Annotated in this window: 14 protein-coding genes; 1 reads left to right on the top strand and 13 read right to left on the bottom strand. The window is 32.4% G+C overall.

The features are described from left to right. Positions 1-23 precede the first annotated feature (23 nt). On the top strand, positions 24-4160 hold the full coding sequence (locus tag ACPX19_RS12830; RefSeq protein ID WP_426430415.1) for an Ig-like domain-containing protein: 4137 nt from the start codon (positions 24-26) through the stop codon (positions 4158-4160). A gap of 51 nt (positions 4161-4211) precedes the next feature. Here the strand turns inward: ACPX19_RS12830 and ACPX19_RS12825 are convergent, their stop codons facing one another. The 13 genes from ACPX19_RS12825 to ACPX19_RS12765 all read right to left on the bottom strand — a co-directional run bounded on the left by ACPX19_RS12825 (position 4212) and on the right by ACPX19_RS12765 (position 18499). Continuing rightward, the gene (locus tag ACPX19_RS12825) at positions 4212-5339 is read right to left on the bottom strand and encodes an O-antigen ligase family protein (RefSeq protein ID WP_426430413.1); all 1128 of its coding nucleotides are present in this window, start codon (positions 5337-5339) and stop codon (positions 4212-4214) included. Positions 5340-5392: 53 nt separating this feature from the next. Then, the gene (locus tag ACPX19_RS12820; protein ID WP_426430411.1) at positions 5393-6826 is read right to left on the bottom strand and encodes an MBOAT family O-acyltransferase; all 1434 of its coding nucleotides are present in this window, start codon (positions 6824-6826) and stop codon (positions 5393-5395) included. 8 nt (positions 6827-6834) lie between these two features. After that, on the bottom strand, positions 6835-7809 hold the full coding sequence (locus ACPX19_RS12815; RefSeq protein WP_426430409.1) for a hypothetical protein: 975 nt from the start codon (positions 7807-7809) through the stop codon (positions 6835-6837). Next, the gene (locus ACPX19_RS12810; protein ID WP_426430408.1) at positions 7810-8907 is read right to left on the bottom strand and encodes a glycosyltransferase family 4 protein; all 1098 of its coding nucleotides are present in this window, start codon (positions 8905-8907) and stop codon (positions 7810-7812) included. It abuts the gene before it with no gap. Between the two features lie 8 nt (positions 8908-8915). Next, positions 8916-10013: an acyltransferase family protein gene (locus ACPX19_RS12805; protein ID WP_426430407.1), complete on the bottom strand. Its 1098-nt coding sequence runs from the start codon at positions 10011-10013 to the stop codon at positions 8916-8918. 129 nt (positions 10014-10142) lie between these two features. After that, entirely contained in the window at positions 10143-11168 is a 1026-nt protein-coding gene (locus ACPX19_RS12800) for an alpha/beta hydrolase family protein (RefSeq protein WP_426430406.1), read from the bottom strand. A gap of 71 nt (positions 11169-11239) precedes the next feature. Beyond that, positions 11240-12619, bottom strand: coding sequence for a nucleotide sugar dehydrogenase (locus tag ACPX19_RS12795; protein ID WP_426430404.1), 1380 nt, complete (start codon positions 12617-12619; stop codon positions 11240-11242). Positions 12620-12778: 159 nt separating this feature from the next. Continuing rightward, entirely contained in the window at positions 12779-13801 is a 1023-nt protein-coding gene (locus ACPX19_RS12790) for an NAD-dependent epimerase (protein ID WP_426430402.1), read from the bottom strand. Between the two features lie 80 nt (positions 13802-13881). After that, complete coding sequence (locus tag ACPX19_RS12785; RefSeq protein WP_426430400.1) at positions 13882-14259, bottom strand: hypothetical protein; 378 nt, start codon at positions 14257-14259, stop codon at positions 13882-13884. 15 nt (positions 14260-14274) lie between these two features. Next, positions 14275-15474, bottom strand: coding sequence for an alanine dehydrogenase (locus ACPX19_RS12780; protein WP_426430399.1), 1200 nt, complete (start codon positions 15472-15474; stop codon positions 14275-14277). 110 nt (positions 15475-15584) lie between these two features. Beyond that, positions 15585-16139, bottom strand: a complete 555-nt coding sequence (locus tag ACPX19_RS12775) for a hypothetical protein (protein WP_426430398.1) — start codon at positions 16137-16139, stop codon at positions 15585-15587. 243 nt (positions 16140-16382) lie between these two features. Then, on the bottom strand, positions 16383-16847 hold the full coding sequence (gene tsaE, locus ACPX19_RS12770; protein ID WP_426430397.1) for a tRNA (adenosine(37)-N6)-threonylcarbamoyltransferase complex ATPase subunit type 1 TsaE: 465 nt from the start codon (positions 16845-16847) through the stop codon (positions 16383-16385). A gap of 98 nt (positions 16848-16945) precedes the next feature. After that, entirely contained in the window at positions 16946-18499 is a 1554-nt protein-coding gene (locus ACPX19_RS12765) for a PglZ domain-containing protein (protein WP_426430396.1), read from the bottom strand. Between the last annotated feature and the right edge of the window lie 30 nt (positions 18500-18529).

Raw genomic sequence — 18529 nt, 5'->3', positions numbered from 1 at the left:
AATTGATTAATAGAAGAATGAAAATGAAACTACAAAAAAACCTACTAGATAGTAAAAACTTTTACTTTATTTTTTTATTACAAGTTTTTATATCAAATTTTATTCACGCACAATTACCAGCCTTTCCAGAAGCATATGGTGCTGCAGCTTTTACAGATGGAGCTAGAGGTGGTGTCGTTTTACACGTTACAAGTCTCGCAGACGGAAGTAGGGAAGATGTGGGTACACTAAGATGGGCAATACAAGGTATAGAAAATAAAGCCCTAGACAGGATTATAGTTTTTGATGTCAGTGGTGTAATAGAATTACAGGATCAAATATATTGTAGCAATTCACCTGGTGATGAAGGTGGTTATACAGGATCAATTTATATTGCAGGGCAATCAGCACCTGAAGGTGGCATTACAGTTACGGGTAATAGAATTAGAATATCTGGAATGCCTAATATTATCGTTAGGTATCTAAAATTTAGAAATTCAGGTGGTTATTCAGGCTCATTACACGTAGGCCGAAACAACAATACTATTGTAGATCATTGTTCTTACTCCCATGTTTCTAATTCAACCGCAACTTCTATCGCAAGCTCAAGTGAAGGAGAACTTACCAAGGCTACATTTTCAAATAATTTGATAGGTCAGTGTAGTTATGCTTTGATTATAGGTAATACCACACCCGAAGGAACTAGACAATTTGAGGATGGAAGTTATACTGTTATGAGGAATGTCTATTATAATTCAGGTCACAGAGTACCATTTAAAGGTGGAAGTGCTATCAAAGCAGATGCAATAAATAATATTGTTCATAATTGGCAGAATAGATTAATCAGAATGGATCATTGGGATTATAAACTTAATCATATAGAAAATTATTATCAAGCAGGCTATAATACTACAAATCAACTTCTTTGGTGTAGTTATAATGAAAATCCAACAGCTGTACCTAATATATATAATGAAAATAATTTTCTACAAAATGAGCCAAGTGGTAATTATTCTGTGCCTAGTGGTTATGATAGTGACGAAAGTGTTGCGTGGACTAGATTTCAAGTTAATTTTGAGCCTTTGCCCCAAAATTGGTTTGTTGACCAAAGTCTTCCGATATTAGGGCGTAGTTATGAGATTTACCCTAACTCAGATTTAAAGGATAATCTTTTACCGTTAGTAGGTGCATCACAATACATTAAAGATGATGGTACAGTAGGCTTTTACAGGGATATTTATGATATTGAATATGTAAATGGAGTTGATGTTGATGCAAATGAGCCTAGAAATAGCACGTTAATATTACCAATTCAGGCATTAAGTAATTCTAGACCTGCAAATTGGTATAATCCTTCAAAGAGCGAGCATATTCCTGAAGTTTGGTATGATGCCAATATGCCAACTGGAGCAAGCCACAACGATCTTGCACCTAGTGGTTATACATGGATAGAAGAGTACTTAAACCAAGTAGATAATACAGCTCCAGTTCCTGTCATAGATGTTACTGGTGTAGACGTTACCCCAGATACTGCTGAAATTTTTATCCCAGATACTATTACATTAACAGCTACAATAACTCCTAGCAATGCAACAGACCAATCTGGTGTATGGACTAGTAGTGATGAGTCCATAGCTACTGTTGATAATAATGGTATTGTTACGCCCATTTCTGTAGGTGAAGTTACTATTACTTTTACTACTAATGATGGTGGGTTTTCTGATATATCTGTCATAACGGTTTTTCCGGAAGCGTTCGAGGCGAACGCAGGACCGGACCAAGATATTTGCCAAAGCGAGTCCGTTACGCTCTCTGCATCTGGTGGAACAACATATCTATGGAGTAATGGCGAAACAACTGCTTCAATAGAAGTTAGTCCAATAGTTACAACTACATACACTGTTACTGCTTTTGATGACTTTGGAAATAGCGATGATGACAGTGTAACAGTAACAGTTAATGAAATGCCTATTGCTGAAGCAGGTAATGACCAAACAATATGCGAGGGTGATACCGTAATACTTACTGCCAGTGGAGGTGATAATTACTTATGGAGTAATGGGGAAACAACCGCTTCAATTTCGGTCACACCAAGTGCAGATACCACATATACTGTTGAAGTAACTTCCAATAATTGCTCAAGTACTGATGACATAACAGTATTTGTAAATCCTTTACCCACTATCACAGTTAGTAATGATGTAACTATTATGGAAGGTGAAACGACTACACTTTCAGTTACTGGTAGTGACAATTATTTATGGAGTACAGGTGAAACTACAGCATCAATAGATGTTTCACCATCCGTAACCACTACTTATACTGTATCTTCTACTTCGGTAAACGGATGTACCAGTAATGGAGAAGTTACTGTAACCGTGGTTCCAGAACTCATTGCTGATGCAGGTGAGGATGTAGAGATTTGTAATGGAGAACAAGCGACATTAACAGCTTCAGGTGGAATAAACTATACATGGAGTACAGGTGAAACCACAGCACAAATAACAATAAGTCCTAATACAACAACAACTTATACAGTAACGGTTGAGGATGGTTTCGGAAATTCAGATTCAGATTCTGTAACAGTCAATGTTTTAGAATCACCTGATATAAGTGTTAGTGGGGATGTAACCATTATGTCGGGAGAGTCAGCTTCAATTTTTGCAACTGGCGGTGACAACTATTTATGGAGTACAGGTGAGACTACAGATATTATTGTTGTTAGTCCATCTGTAACAACAACCTATACTGTTGTTTCAACTAACCAAAATTGTCAAGATACAGAGCAAGTTACTGTAACTGTAGTTCCAGAGCTAATTGCTGATGCTGGTGATGATGTTGAAATTTGTAATGGTAATGAAGTTGTACTGACAGCCTCTGGAGGTATAAATTACACTTGGAATACTGGAGAAACAACAGCTCAGATAACCGTAAGTCCAAATACAACTACGACTTATACAGTAACAGTTGAAGATAATTTTGGGAACTCAGATACGGATGAAGTAACAGTTGTAGTTAATGATTTACCAATATTAGTAGTAACTGAAGATTTAACGATCATTGAAGGAGAAAGTGTTCAATTGACTGTTTCTGGATCATCAACATATCTATGGAGTACAGGAGAAACAAGTGCTACAATTCTTGTAACTCCTAATACAACTACGACTTACACCGTTACTGGTACAACAGCAACTTGTTCATCTCAAGCACAAGTAACTGTAACAGTTGAAGCGCTCTTAGTTGTATCTGCAGGTCAAGATGAACATGTTTGTGAAGACGATGCTTACGAAGTTGTATTGACTGCAAGTCCTGGTGATAGTTATTTATGGAGTACTGGCGAAACAACACAAAGTATTATCGTGAGTCCTTTATCTACTACTACCTATGCAGTAACTGTTACTTCTGGCACACAAGAAGACTCTGACGAAGTAACAGTCTTTGTAGATCCTAATCCAGATGTTGTAATATTAAATGGGGAAAGCGTTGACATAATGAGTGGTGATTTCGTTACGTTATCTGCCTCTGGTGCAAACACATATGAGTGGAATAATGGTGCAACTCAACCAAATATTGCCGTCAGCCCTTCTCAAACCACAACTTATGAAGTTAGAGGGTATGTAGGGGATTGTTATGATGAAAAACAAGTTACGGTTAATGTTATTCCTGAAGTAGAAGCTGATGCTGGTGAAGATCAAGAGATATGTTTAGGAGATGTAGTAACTTTAACAGCTACAGGTGGAGACGAATATGTCTGGAGTACAGGTGAAACAACTCAGTCTATTCAAGTATCCCCAACCGAGACAACTGAATATACAGTAACAGTATTTAATGCTTTAGATTTTGATGAGGATACTGTAACAGTTTTTGTAGATAACAATTGTAATGATGGAGCAGTAGTTGATGATCCAGTTGATGGGCCAGATTTAGAATTTGAGTTTTCAGTATATCCCAATCCTGCTACTGAATATGTTGACATCAGGCTTTCTGGAAGTGATCAATTAACAGGATTTTATCTATATGATTTAACAGGAAAGCTTATTTATCAAAAAAGAGTTGAAAACGTAAGTCTAAGCGTCTCGTCAACAACACGAGTAGACGTCAGCAGTTTACGACCAGGTATTTATCTTGTAAAATTAGTTGATGTACAAAGAGAACTATACAAAAGATTGATTGTGAGATAAGTTAATGACCAAACAAGATAAATAGGTAAGTTTTATAACTTACCTATTTTTTTATGCAGTTGCTAAAGAATCTTCTTCTTCAGCTTCATAAACATCATTATCATTTTTTGCTAGTTCTATTTGGTATTGAATCCACATAGCAGCAAAGGATACATAATAAAAGGTAAAGAAATTATGATTTGCTAATAAAAAGAGTGAAAGCGCAATAGTTTGCATTATCAAATTTGGCTTTTTGTTAAAATAAAAAATACTCATAACAAAGAGATATCCAATATATGATACAAATAAAATAAACGGTAGTATACCAGCTTCTCCTAGTACCATGAGATAAGAGTTATGTACTCCTAAGCCATGACCTTCTTTTCCTGAAAAAGAGCCGTATCCATTGCCAATTATAGGTGAGTCTAAAATCTTATCGTAAAACATTGCCCATGTGTCTGCCCTTGAATCTTCATTTATTTCCTCAGTGTCTACACCCTCATTATTGACTATAGCTTTTAGTTGATCAAATCTAGGGTTGTTTAGCCCAACAACTTCATCAATAAAAAAAAGCGTTCCGATAATTAGAAATCCAAGACCAAAAATTCTGATGTTTTTTATACTTATTTTTAAAGAGATAACATTAATCAATAACCAAATAACAATAAATGTTCGCGAAAAGGTAAGCAAACCCGCTAGCGTAAATAAAAACTGGCCTATAAGTTTAGCGGTTATATTCTTTAGACCATAAGTGGTTGCATAACCTGTTATACAAATAAAGCCAGCAACATTAGCATTAATATAGAATCCTGCATATCGACCATACTCACTTGTAAATAAAAGTGCTTCTAATGGTATGGTTAATGCACCAAGTAATAAGAAAATATTAAATTCAGCGATACTCGTATTCTTCACAAGTTCGTAAGCACTAATGAGATAAATAAAATACTTAATGGTATCGTAAATAAATCCTGATGTGAGCCCGATAAATTGTAAACCACCAATCATAAAAAATAATATGGATATGATTATAAGCCACCAATTAGGGCGTGTCTTTTTTTCTAAGAAATAATAAATCGCCAAGAATAAAATAGTAACATAACTCAGCAAACTACCTATACCACCTCCAAATGCTGACAAAGCAATTGAAGGTATGTTTAAAATAACTAAACCAAAAGTTATATACTTTAGGATTTTCATTTATTGTTTTGGTATTAGGTAATTAAGAGTAGTTAAAAGTATTAAAATGAAACTTAAAATTGAAAATAGATAAACTCTTGTTGTTCTCCAGTAAAACTAAATATTAGAATTATCAATAAAAAGTAGAAACTCCAACGAATAGGTTTTTTCATAAAATCAATATTCTGAATTGCGTATTCATTTGATCTTCCTAACCATTCAATAAACATAAAAAAGGCAACTAACCCTAAAATTGTCATAGGAAAAATTTCAGGCTTTGTAAATAATGCTGAAGTAAACATATCCTTTACGTATATAAATGCATTAGTTACGTTATCTGCTCTAAAAAATATCCATGCTATAAGCGTTATAAAAAATGTCAATGTCATTTGAGATAACTCTCGTATTGTTGGGAAATATTTGCCTTCAGCTACCAAGTTGGTATTGACTCTATTTTTGTTTAATAAAAGTAATGGTAAAAAGTATAATGCATTTAACGCTCCCCAAACAACGAATGTCCAATTGGCACCATGCCAAAAACCACTAACAATGAATATAATAAACGTATTACGAATCTTCATTTTTGTACCGCCTTTGCTACCACCTAGTGGAATATATAAGTAGTCCCTAAACCAGGTAGATAAGGAAATGTGCCAACGTCTCCAAAACTCAGCAATATCTCTTGAGAAATAAGGGAATGCAAAGTTTCGTTTTAGGTTAAAACCAAAAAGTCTTGAAATACCAATAGCAATATCTGAATAGCCAGAAAAATCACCATATATCTGAAATGCAAAGAAAAATGCACCTATTAGAAGTGTACTCCCAGAATAATCTTCCTGATTATTAAAAATCATATTAGCATAAGTAGCACAATTATCAGCAATAACAACTTTTTTAAATAATCCCCAAAGTACTTGGCGTAATCCATCTACTGCATGTTCGTAAACAAACTTTCTCTTTTTATAAAATTGAGGTAATAGGTTAGTGGCTCTCTCAATCGGCCCAGCAACTAACTGAGGAAAAAAGCTAACAAAAGCTATAAAAGCAAAAAAATCTTTGGTAGGCTCTAATTTCTTGTTATATACATCTATAGTGTAACTTAGAGTTTGAAAAGTATAGAAGCTGATTCCAACTGGTAGTATAATATTAAGTGTGTTAATATTAAGTTGTCCGCCAAAAAACGTAAAAGATTCTACTAAACTATCTATAAAGAAGTTATAATATTTAAAGAATCCAAGAAAGCCTAAATTTACACAAATACTTACCCATAAAAGTACTTTTCGCTTAGAATACTTGTTTTCTGAATTAAGCTTTAAACCTATGGTATAATCTACCAAAGAGCTGAACAGAATTAAAAACAAAAATCTCCAGTCCCACCAACCATAAAATACGTAACTCGATATAGCAATCAATACATTTTGTTGCTTTATGCGATTATTACCAATAAGCCAATATAAAGTAAAGACTATAGGCAAAAAGATGAAAAATTCTAATGAATTAAAAAGCATAGTTGTTTTTAATTATTTTGATTGGTTTTTATAATGTCAACAACCTGTTGGCTCATTTTACGGGCACCCTCAATATTAGCATGATGATAATCTGAAAAATCTGCATCTTCATATTTAAATAGTTCTGATTTATAATTATTCAAATCATAATAATCAACATCCTCATAAATATTTAAATAATTTTTATAAAAACTTTCTTCATCAGTGTTGTCGCTAAGTTTTAATCGAGATGGTGGGTAAGGTGTTCTTAGGACTATTAACTTAATTCCTTTTGCTTTGGTAAGGTTATATATCTTATTCAAAAAAGTTTTAAAGCGCTCTTCGTTAAATGTAGTATTGCTAAAGTTTGGAATAGGTTTTAAGGCCTTAATCTGAGCCTGACTAATGGTTGCAGTTTCTTTCAAAAAGCCTTTATACCAATCAGTCTCTGGTGCTTTTTCAGGTTTATTTGAGAAAGCAGACATTAAATCTTGTTTAATGTAATTATTAAATTTCACCAATGGTATTAAGTAATTAGCTACTCCCTCACTACCATAACCATCAGTTACCAAGTCAAATTTATTTTTTGAAGATTTAAAGAAAGAAGCATTCGAAAAAATTTGGTAATAATCGTGAGTGTTATCTGATAAATTCAGAAAGGTTCCAAGAACAACATATTTAGGCTTTTGATACTCTAAAATTTCAACAAGGGAATAGTATGATTCTGCTATATCTTGAGCAGAAGTTCCCATATTAAAAGATTCTATGTTTAAGCCAGAATCAATAACCTTTGGGTTAAAACCTGTATAAGATCTACTAGATCCTAAGATTATTAGATCATATGTATTTTTATTAGTATGAATGCTATTCCACTTTTGATAGTTTTTATGCGTTTTATTTTTTATGGCTTGGTAAGCAGGATATTCATACTTTAATACTATCAAAAGGTTGATCAAGACAAAGAAAAATAGACCGTAGGCAATATGTTTCAGGAATTTTTTCATTTAGAGATGCTGATTTATTACGTTCTTCCACTTTTCTGTCACCTTTTCACTGGTATAATTTGATGATGTTTCAACTGCATTCTTTGAAAAAAGTTCTTTTAACTCATCATCCTTAATTAGCTTATCAATTTTCTCAATCAATGCTTCTTGATCATTAACTGGAACTAAAAACCCATCCTTACCATCTGTAATTAAATCAGAAGGGCCATAATTACAATCCGTAGAAATACAAGGCAAACCAAAATGCATAGCTTCTAATAGTGCATTTGGAAAGCCTTCAGCTTTAGATGTAAAAACAAATAGTGACGCTTTCATGTAGTAATCATGAATATTCTTAATATTTGATAAGATCTCTATTTGATTAGATAAATTAAGGCTTTCAATGAGATTGATTAGCTTCTTTTTATTTGGCCCCTTTCCTATAATAATAACTCTCCAACCTTCCAATTTAAGGGAATCTACTGCTTTTATTAATTTGTCGTGTCTTTTGTCATTATTTAGTCTGCCAACAGTTAGTATTATTTTTTCCCTATTGACATCATTTTTTCTCAGTTTAGATAAATCCGAAGAAATTGGGTTAGGTAAAACAGTAATGTTTTTATGCTTTAGCATATTAGTGTATATAGTTTTTACCTTTTCTGTTTGCACTATGAGATTATCTGCTTTTGGATAAACAAGTTTTCTTAACATTACCCAAAAACGTGGAATATCCTTTTTTAATGGGTCATTTCTTTCACTAATTAAACTTGGTATACCATTTCTTCTGGCAGCTAGAGTTGCAATTATATTGGCTGAAGTTATAAAACCTATTAGTAAATCTATTTGTTGGTTTTTTACTATTGCAGTAACCTTTTTAAGGATATTATAATTGAGCTTTATAGAGCCAAATACAGAAGTAGGTTTGTCTATTTTGTCAAAGCATGAAATCACTTTAATTCTATCATCTAACCTATAAAAAGGGGTCGATTTTTTAAAAGTAATTATAGCAACATCAAAGTCTTCTACCAATGCATTGCTGAGTGTAGAAATAACACGCTCAGCACCACCTGGTGTTAAAGCGCCAATAACAAATGCTATTTTCTTTTTCTTTTGATTCAAAGCTTAAATTACCTTAAAGTTAATTTCAATTTATTTAAAAATTCATTTGCCTTTAACTTTTGTCTCATATAATTCCCTAATGGCTTTTCTATGTATTTATTGATTAGGTATGAAGCAACAAGCATTAACATAATAGTACTAAAAAGTAAAATCCATTTATTGATGTATGCCCCAAAACTATTTAAGATGATATATCCAATTTTTTGATGAATTAAATATAAAGGATAGGTGAGTACACCAAAGTACAAGAATATCTTTTTATTAAAAAGATTTAACTTATCTGTACTTACCAAAAACATAACTATAAAAAAGAGCGTAATTAAAACTATTACAGTATTTACATCGTAAACACCATCATATTTTAAATTACGATTTGCCGTACTTTCAAAAGTCATGTAAATAGCAAGACTATATGACGCTATTATCGGTGGAATATTTTTTAAAATACTCTTGTTGTTTTTTAGTAAGAAAAAGAACATTCCCGCAACAAAGAAAGGACTACTTTTTACAAAGCACATATAGTAAATAGCCTTTAAAACAATATTAGCTTCTGAAAAGGGGATAATAAGTTGTAATACCGAAAGAAGTAATAATAGCCAACCAAATACTTCTATAAATTTTATAAGTCTAAATAAAAGCAACAGCCCTATAAGTATGTAAAACTTTAATTCAATTGTTAGAGACCAATAAACACCATCAACATGTTCAACACCAATAAATTCGTGAAACATAGTAAGGTTTATTAAAACTTGCTTTAAATCTACACTAAAAAGAGGCGCGCCAAATAACGCTATTATTAATGCAGATAATAAAACACAAAACCAAAATGCTGGATATAATCTTGTAAAACGGGAAATGCAAAAATTAACGAGATTAGAGTTTCTTGCAGACATGAGGATGACAAATCCACTTATCATGAAGAATAACTCAACACCCAGATAACCATATTTTGAAAAGCCTTCTAAAGATTGAAACTCTAATGTGGAATAATTGTCTTTTGCAAAACCTCTGAAACAATAGTGGTAAAAGACAACAAACAAAGCTGCAAAAAACCTTATAAAGTCAAGGTGATATAGTCGCTCTTTTTTAACAGCAGTTATACTCATTGGTTAGGTTTTGTAGATTTAGAATTCAAATATTAGTAAAAGATTTTAATAATAGTAGTTTTTAAGTTAATAAGGTAAAAACTTCGATGTCTGTAATAAAAAACTATCATTTTAGTTTTATGTTAATGATTAATTTGAACTAAGTAGTTCATTTAAAGCATATTCTGATAAAATTTCATGCTCACCATCAAATATTTCCAAACTTATATTTTTGTATGTCTTTTTCAAGAAAATTTGCCTGTTTGATAGATTTCCAAATAGTCCCAAGGCTTCTCTCTTTTCAAGCAGCGATAACTTTTCTTCTTCCGACACATAGTGTATAGAGTCCATCACATTTAAATCTTTCAATACTTTATTGTAAAAATTGATAGAGTGGGTGATTGGTACACTACCTTGCAATCCATCATAAATGCCAGCATATATATTCAACTTTTGATGGTCTAATTTGTAAGTTGGTGTTTGCCAATTAATTGGGGATTTTTGTTTGGCAATTTCAATATTAAGCTTCCCATTAGACTCTGTACATCTTTGGATGTTATCAACATATTCAAAATTTTCTAAAATCTTACTTTCTTTATGCCAGGCAACTAAATCCGAAATAGATGCCCAAGCAGAAAACTTTTTTACTTTATGTTTAGATTTCATAAAAGTACTTAAAGTCGCATAGCCACCTCCACTAAAGCCAATAATATAAATCTGGTCACTATTAACATTAAAGTTATCTAGGGCATAAGTTATAGCATCATCAATATCAGATAACACAAATTCACTACAGCAAGCTTTTGAAGAATTATTAGGACCTCTAAAATCAGGATGAATATAATTTAAATCTCTATTACGACAGAGTTCAGCTATAGCGTCATATTGAGTATAATCACCACTCCAAGTGTGCAAACTGACTATTAAAGGTTTTGGGGACTTAGATTTTGTTTGATAAAAATATGCTTTTTGAATTGTGTTATCTAAACTAGATTCTATACTAGCAATACTAAAATCAGTATTCCAATTGCTTTTTTTTGAACTAGCACTATTATTAATATATAAACTCTTAATAGCTGACCAACTGTTGGGATTGTGCCTAATTAAAACACCGATTATAATACCTAAAAAAAGCGCGGCAATAAAAAATACTGATTTACTAATCTTGTTTTTCATTACTACGCTTTTATATTTAATTCAAATCTGAATAATATCAAATATTGAATTTGTTTTTATAAAGCTAAGCTTTATTTTCCGATAGAAGAATATTCAAATCCTATCTTAGCCATTACATCTTTGTTAAGTATGTTTCTACCATCAAAAATGAAAGCTGGCTTTTTCATTAGATTAAAAATCTTTTTCCAATCGTAAGTTTTAAACTCATCCCATTCAGTCATAATAGCAATAGCATGAGCATCTTTGACAGCCTCATAAGGATCATCAAAAGTTTCTACTAAGGCTTTATTTTCATCCTCCGAACGTGTTTGCAAATAATTAAGGTCGGCATATACCTTTTTGCTTGGTACTTTTGGATCGTATACAGCGATATTAGCTTGTTCGCTCAACAAATGGTCAGCAACATAAATTGCGGCTGATTCTCTTGTGTCGTTTGTGTCTTTCTTAAAAGCCCAACCAAGCATTGCAATTTTCTTACCAGATACAGTATTGTATAATGTACTGATTAAATTATCAGAGAATCTTCTTTTTTGATGATCGTTTAATATGATTACTTGTTCCCAGTAATCAGCAACTTCATTCAATCCGTAACTTCTTGCTATATAGACTAAGTTTAAAATGTCCTTTTGAAAACAAGAACCACCAAAACCAATAGATGCATTTAAGAATTTTGAACCAATTCTAGAGTCCATACCAATAGCTCTAGCAACCTCACTTACATCAGCTTCGGTTTTCTCGCAAAGTTCAGAGATAGCATTTATAGAAGAAATACGCTGCGCTAAGAAAGCATTAGCAGTTAATTTTGATAACTCCGAAGACCATACATTAGTTCTTAAGATTTGATCTTGAGGTACCCAACTGCCATAGATGTTTGCCAAAGCTTCAATTGCTTCTTCGGATTCACCACCAATTAAAACTCTATCAGGATTTAATAAATCCTTAATGGCTGTACCTTCTGCTAAGAATTCAGGGTTTGATAAAATATCAAATTTAACATCACTTCCTGTATTATGTAGTATACTCTTAATTGCTTGAGCAGTTCTTACAGGTAATGTAGATTTTTCGACTACAATTTTATCTGTCTTTGCCACATCCGCAATATTTCTTGCACAAAGTTCTACGTATTTTAAGTCAGCAGCCATACCTTTTCCTTTACCATAAGTTTTGGTTGGAGTATTAACCGAAATAAAAATCATTTCAGATTCATCGATGGCTTTATCTATTTCTGTTGAAAAATGTAGGTTCTTACCTCTGGTCTCAGCAACTATTTCAGCTAAACCAGGTTCGTAGATAGGTAATTTTGAAACATCTTCATCGTTCCATGCAGCAATTCGTTCTGCATTAATATCTACGATAGTAACTTGAATGTTGGGATTCATTTTAGCGATTACAGCCATTGTAGGTCCACCTACATATCCAGCTCCAATACAGCAAATTTTTGAAATTTTCATTTTAAATTTATGTGTTTGACTCGGGTTAATTTATTTAGCGCCACAAAAGTGTGGGAATTATTTAATTATCTACAAATTAATATATCAACGACTGGTTTTTACGATAAACTTCATTCAATTAGTGTAGAAATGTTTATTATATCGTTGTGCGACATTACATTATTTGTTGTAATATGATTTGTACCAGTTTACAAATGACTTAACTCCTTCTTTTATAGAGGTGTTAGGTCTGTAATCATAATCTTTGATAAGTTGATCTACATCTGCCCAAGTTTTTTCAACATCACCCGGTTGTATAGGCATCATATTTTTTTCAGCTTTCTTACCTAAATTAAATTCTATTTCTTTAATAAAATCTAATAGTTTTACTGAATTATTATTTCCAATATTATAGACTTTGTATAGAGCCTTTGCATTAATACGTTCTTGAGTTGGTTTCTCACAGATACGAACAACTCCTTCTACAATATCATCAATGTAAGTGAAATCGCGTTCCATTTTCCCATGGTTAAACACTTTTATTGGTCTATTGTTTACAATAGCATCGGTAAATAGGAACATGGCCATATCTGGTCTTCCCCAAGGTCCATATACAGTAAAGAATCTAAGGCCAGTAGTAGGAATATTGAATAAATGGCTGTAGGTGTGTGCCATTAATTCATTACTCTTTTTAGTAGCTGCGTATAAACTAATAGGATGATCTACATTATCATCTGTAGAAAACGGTATTTTTTCGTTAAGACCATAAACACTTGAGCTACTTGCATAGACTAGATGTTTAATGTCATTGTGTCTACAACATTCAAGAATGTTTAAAAAACCTACTAAATTAGAATCTATATAAGTTTCTGGGTTTTCAAGACTATATCTTACACCTGCTTGAGCAGCTAAGTTACAAACAACATCAAATTTTTCTTCTTCAAAAAGTTTTGGTAAAGCTTCACGATCCTCAAGATTCATTCTAACAAATGAAAATTTATCATTTGTATTTTTAGTAAGTTTATTGAAGCTTTCGGCATCATTTCTGTCAATCCCTAATTCTTTTAATCTTGAGAATTTTAGGTTTACATCATAGTAATCATTGATATTGTCTAGACCTACAACTTCGTGTCCTTTTTCTAGTAGTACTTTGGACGTAAAAAAGCCAATGAAGCCAGCAGCACCAGTTACAAGTATTTTCATTTTTTGGTAGATTTAAGTTTACGGACCAAATATTAAAATTAAATATTTAGAATAGATATTTATACTATGAAACTATAATTTTATTCGTTAACATAACTCATAACTAATATTTTAGCTATGGAATCGCAATTTTCAACACTTAGTTCAATTGCTTTCTCTTTATACACATTATCAATATGATAAATCTTACAGGAATCTAACTCAGTATTGCTCTTAGAAAAATTCACGTTTCCATATCTAATAAGGTTTACAACCGTTGATGAATCTATAAAGTGATTAGTTACAAAATTTGAAACCTTAGCAGAGTAGTGGATAGTTTTTGAACTTATATTCTTTACTGTCCTTGCGTTTGGTCCATAATCGCAAGAAGCCTCTTTGCCATTAAGAAAGAACATTAATATAATAAGACCAATAGCAAAGCCACTCAGATAATAAGCTAAGCGCTGTGTAAATTTCATGCGTGAGTTGTTAAATTAAAAAATTAATAAGTTGGCATCATTGTAATCCAAACCAAACCATTCGGCAACAGATTTATTAGTTAAAATACCGTGGTAAAAATACAATCCATTTTTTAACCCTCTATCAAAACGTAGGGCATTTTCCAATCCTCCATGCTCACCAATTTGAAGTAGGTAAGGAGTGAAAATATTACTAATTGACACTGAAGCAGTTCTGGAATATCTTGCAGGAATATTAGGAACACAATAATGTATAACTCCATTGTGTTCAAAGGTAGGATGGTCGTGAGTAGTAATTTCACTTGTTTCAAAACATCCACCCATATCTATACTAACATCTATAATCACAGAACCGGGCTTCATGTTTTCTACCATAGTTTCTGTAACCACAACAGGTGAGCGATTATTGCCTCTCACAGCTCCAATAGCAACATCACATCGTTTTAATGCTTTTAATATATTCTTAGGTTGCATGGTTGAAGTATATACAGATCTTCCAAGATTATTTTGAATACAACGCAATTTACTAATAGAACTATCAAAAATTTTTATGTTGGCACCAAGTCCAATTGCAGATCGAGCTGCAAATTCTCCAACAGTGCCAGCACCAAGGATGACAACTTCAGTGGGTGGAACACCATTAATGTTTCCCATCATTAAACCATTACCACCATTAACATTAGAAAGTAACTCAGAAGCAATTAAAATAGATGCTGTACCTGCAATTTCACTAAGTGAACGAACTGCAGGATAAGCACCATCTTCGTCTTTAATATATTCAAATGCTAAAGCTGTGATTCGTTTTTTGGCTAAAGCTTCAAAATAAGTCTTCTTTTGTGTTTTTATCTGAAGAGCAGAGATGAGGATAGTTTGAGGGTTTATTAATGAAATCTCATCTAAAGAAGGTGGTTCAACTTTTAATATTATAGGGCAGGAATACACCTTTGCTTTATCTTTGGTGACTTCAGCACCAGCTTCACTGTAATCTTTGTCTTTGAAATTAGCGCCTTCCCCTGCGCCAGACTCAAATAAAACGCGATGCCCATTTGCGGTAAGGGCAGAAACTGCATCTGGTGTTAAACAAACTCGACTTTCCTGAAAATGGGTTTCTTTAGGTATTCCTATAAAAAGTTCACCTTTTTTCTTAAAAACTTCTAAAGTCTCTTCTTGAGGTAATAATTGAGCCTTTGTAAAGGGTGATATAGATTTACTCATTTAAGTTAGTAATTGACTTAGTTATTGCAAGATAATAAAACACAATCTTGCAGAACTAAATTATCTAACATTTTAAGTTATAAAATAAATCTTAATGGATGAAATATTGACTAGAAATACTGCTTAACCTTACCCCAAAACGTTTTTGGTTTAATCATAAATTCCTCTTCCAGTTCTTCCATGGTTTTATCGGCATCATTTATTTGATTAAACATTTTTGCTCTTATAAGGTAAATAGAAGGAAAAACTATTGCCATTATTGGTAGAAGCCAAATAATTTCAAACTCATCTACATATCTTAAATCAAAATTTAATGCACTAACAAATTGAAAGGTAAACATTGCAATAGGCACTAAAAGGGCATGATACCACCAATGACGACAAGTAAAGAACCAAATAAGTGATAAAAAAAGTGGTACAGCTTTCATAGCAAGCACCCACATCGCTACATTAGCGCTACCATATTCAATACTGTTGTATGTTCCAAAAATTGTTTCCCATTTTTCCACATCGGGAACATATTCATATAAATAAAATAAAAAGGGAGTAGCAGCTACAAGTGATGCAACTATACTCCCTAATATAATCTTTTTATTATAAGATTTTTTATCCGTGAGTCGGAACTTTAAGTTTTCTTCTGTCAACTTTTGTTGTAGTCTGTCCATCTAAGTCGATAATGTTAGTTGCTTGAACAGTAAATAACACTCCTCCGAAGATAGCAATTGCTAGTACTAGTTTTTTAGTTTTCATAATTTAAAGGGATTTAATTAATTAATTGCAACAAATTTACAGTAAGCATTAAGCCTCTGAAAACCGATTAATGTTAAAATCCTAGAAATTATGAGATTTTTGTTACGGTTTTTCCGTAACTCCATAACCCTTTCGGTAGAATGTTAGTTGAAATTTGTTTAAAATTTCGGTTCTGTCATAGCGTTGTTTTCGGTTAAAAGTTTCTTATTTATAGTTAATTTGAGGGATCTTGTATTATCATCTATCTTAGTAATGGTAATAGTTTGTGTTTTTTCTGGCAGCAATTCTTCTATAAGGTTTGGCCATTCTATAAACAGCCAATTATTACTGTACAAATAGTCTTCTATACCAAAATTATAAGCTTCATCAATGGATTCTATTCTATAGAAATCAAAGTGAAAAACTTTATCATTTGGTAATGTATATTCATTAACAATTGAAAATGTAGGGCTCGTTGCAACATCATCACTATTCATAGCCTTTAAAAGGGCATTTATGAATGTCGTTTTGCCAATTCCCATCTTTCCATCAAACAAAATCACTTTAGATTTTAAATGTTTGAGTACATCTAAAGCAACAGTGTTAATTTCATTTAAATGATATGTTAATTCAATATTACGCACGCTAACCCATTACTAATTGGAATACAATGTTAGTAATAAATTTTTTAAAAACCTAGAGAAAAGTGTATTTCATCGGGTTTTTTATACATTTAATGGATTTATTTAGGGTCTAAGACCACAAAAGGAATGATCATTTCTTCTAAAGAAACACCACCGTGTTGATATGTGTTTCTATAATAACTCACATAGTGATTGTAATTATTAGGGTAAGCTAAAAACAAGTCTCCTTTGGCAAAGACAAATGAACTGCTCATGGTTAAAGCTGGTAAATGCACAGACTTTGGGTCTTTTACTGCCATAACATCTTTATCCTGGTATGTAAGACTACGACCAGTTTTATACCTTAGATTAAGACTTGTGTCTCTATCTCCAATAACTTTAGAAGGTGCTTTAACATTTATAGTTCCATGATCCGTAGTTAAAATCAACTTAAATCCTAGCTGTTGCGATAGTTGAATCATCTCTAATAGAGGTGAATTTTTAAACCAGCTTTGTGTTAATGAACGATACGCCTTATCATTAGAAGCCAACTCTTTTACGACTTCCATTTCTGTTTTTGAGTGGGAGAGCATATCAACAAAATTGTAAACTATAACGCTTAAATCGTTATTCTTTAAAGCTCTAAAGTTTTCAACTAGCTTTTTGCCAGACTTAAGATTGGTAATTTTATGGAATTCATGTTTTATATGATTTAGTCCCAATCGTTTCATTTGTTCTCTCAGAAAATCTTCTTCGTGAAGATTTTTACCACCCTCGTCAGTATCATTTTTCCAATATTGAGGATATAGTTTTTCCATATCTGCAGGCATTAAACCAGAGAATATGGCATTTCTCGCATATTGGGTTGCTGTTGGTAAAATACTGAAAAAGGACAATTCAGAAGTTTTTTTGTAATAGTTGTTTACTGTAGGTTCAAAAGCTTTCCATTGGTCGTAACGTAAATTATCAATCACAACCAACAACGTCGGTTGTTTATCGCTCAATTCTGGTACAACCTTATCCTTAAAAAGGGTATGGGACATTACTGGCGCATTAGCATTTGGCTTGAACCAACTTTCGTAGTTCTTTTCAATAAACTTTCCGAATTGCAGATTAGCTTCAGTTTTTTGTGATTCTAAAATATCAGTCATACCAACATCTTCAATACCCTCAAGTTGAAGTTCCCAGTAAATCAGTTTTTGATATAATTCGGCCCATTCTTCATAAGAATTTACCATAGATAAATCCATAGCAATTTTTCTAAACTCTTGCTGATAATTAGAAGTAGTTTTTTCAGAAATAAGACGGGAATGATCTAAGTTCTTTTTTAAACTCAAGAGAATTTGATTAGGATTAACAGGCTTTATAAGATAATCGGCAATTTTGCTGCCTATAGCTTCTTCCATAATATACTCTTCCTCACTTTTAGTAATCATTACTACAGGAAGATTAGGGCGTTTCTCTTTGATTTCATTAAGAGTTTCAAGGCCAGTGAGACCAGGCATATTTTCGTCTAATAAGACAATGTCAAAATTAGTATCGTTAATAATCTCTAGAGCTTCTGTGCCACTTTGGCACGTTGTAACTTTGTATCGCTTTTGTTCTAAAAAGAGAATGTGAGGCTTTAATAAGTTGATTTCATCGTCTACCCAGAGAATATTTATGTTGTTCATGTATATTTGTTTTCTAATTAATGAATGTTC

The sequence above is a fragment of the Winogradskyella sp. HB-48 genome (assembly GCF_049942685.1).
In the GTDB taxonomy this organism is placed as follows: Bacteria; Bacteroidota; Bacteroidia; order Flavobacteriales; family Flavobacteriaceae; genus Winogradskyella.
Note: the sequence above shows the minus strand (reverse complement) of the source record. Positions and strands in the feature narration are given on the sequence as shown.

What these genes read in the sequence shown, in the direction of transcription:
- ACPX19_RS12775 (WP_426430398.1), bottom strand. Translation starts at nt 16,139, where the DNA reads ATGGACAGACTACAACAAAAGTTGACAGAAGAAAACTTAAAGTTCCGA.
- ACPX19_RS12795 (WP_426430404.1), bottom strand. Translation starts at nt 12,619, where the DNA reads ATGAAAATTTCAAAAATTTGCTGTATTGGAGCTGGATATGTAGGTGGA.
- ACPX19_RS12790 (WP_426430402.1), bottom strand. Translation starts at nt 13,801, where the DNA reads ATGAAAATACTTGTAACTGGTGCTGCTGGCTTCATTGGCTTTTTTACG.
- ACPX19_RS12785 (WP_426430400.1), bottom strand. Translation starts at nt 14,259, where the DNA reads ATGAAATTTACACAGCGCTTAGCTTATTATCTGAGTGGCTTTGCTATT.
- ACPX19_RS12765 (WP_426430396.1), bottom strand. Translation starts at nt 18,499, where the DNA reads ATGAACAACATAAATATTCTCTGGGTAGACGATGAAATCAACTTATTA.
- ACPX19_RS12815 (WP_426430409.1), bottom strand. Translation starts at nt 7,809, where the DNA reads ATGAAAAAATTCCTGAAACATATTGCCTACGGTCTATTTTTCTTTGTC.
- ACPX19_RS12805 (WP_426430407.1), bottom strand. Translation starts at nt 10,013, where the DNA reads ATGAGTATAACTGCTGTTAAAAAAGAGCGACTATATCACCTTGACTTT.
- ACPX19_RS12825 (WP_426430413.1), bottom strand. Translation starts at nt 5,339, where the DNA reads ATGAAAATCCTAAAGTATATAACTTTTGGTTTAGTTATTTTAAACATA.
- ACPX19_RS12820 (WP_426430411.1), bottom strand. Translation starts at nt 6,826, where the DNA reads ATGCTTTTTAATTCATTAGAATTTTTCATCTTTTTGCCTATAGTCTTT.
- ACPX19_RS12800 (WP_426430406.1), bottom strand. Translation starts at nt 11,168, where the DNA reads ATGAAAAACAAGATTAGTAAATCAGTATTTTTTATTGCCGCGCTTTTT.
- ACPX19_RS12830 (WP_426430415.1), top strand. Translation starts at nt 24, where the DNA reads ATGAAACTACAAAAAAACCTACTAGATAGTAAAAACTTTTACTTTATT.
- ACPX19_RS12780 (WP_426430399.1), bottom strand. Translation starts at nt 15,474, where the DNA reads ATGAGTAAATCTATATCACCCTTTACAAAGGCTCAATTATTACCTCAA.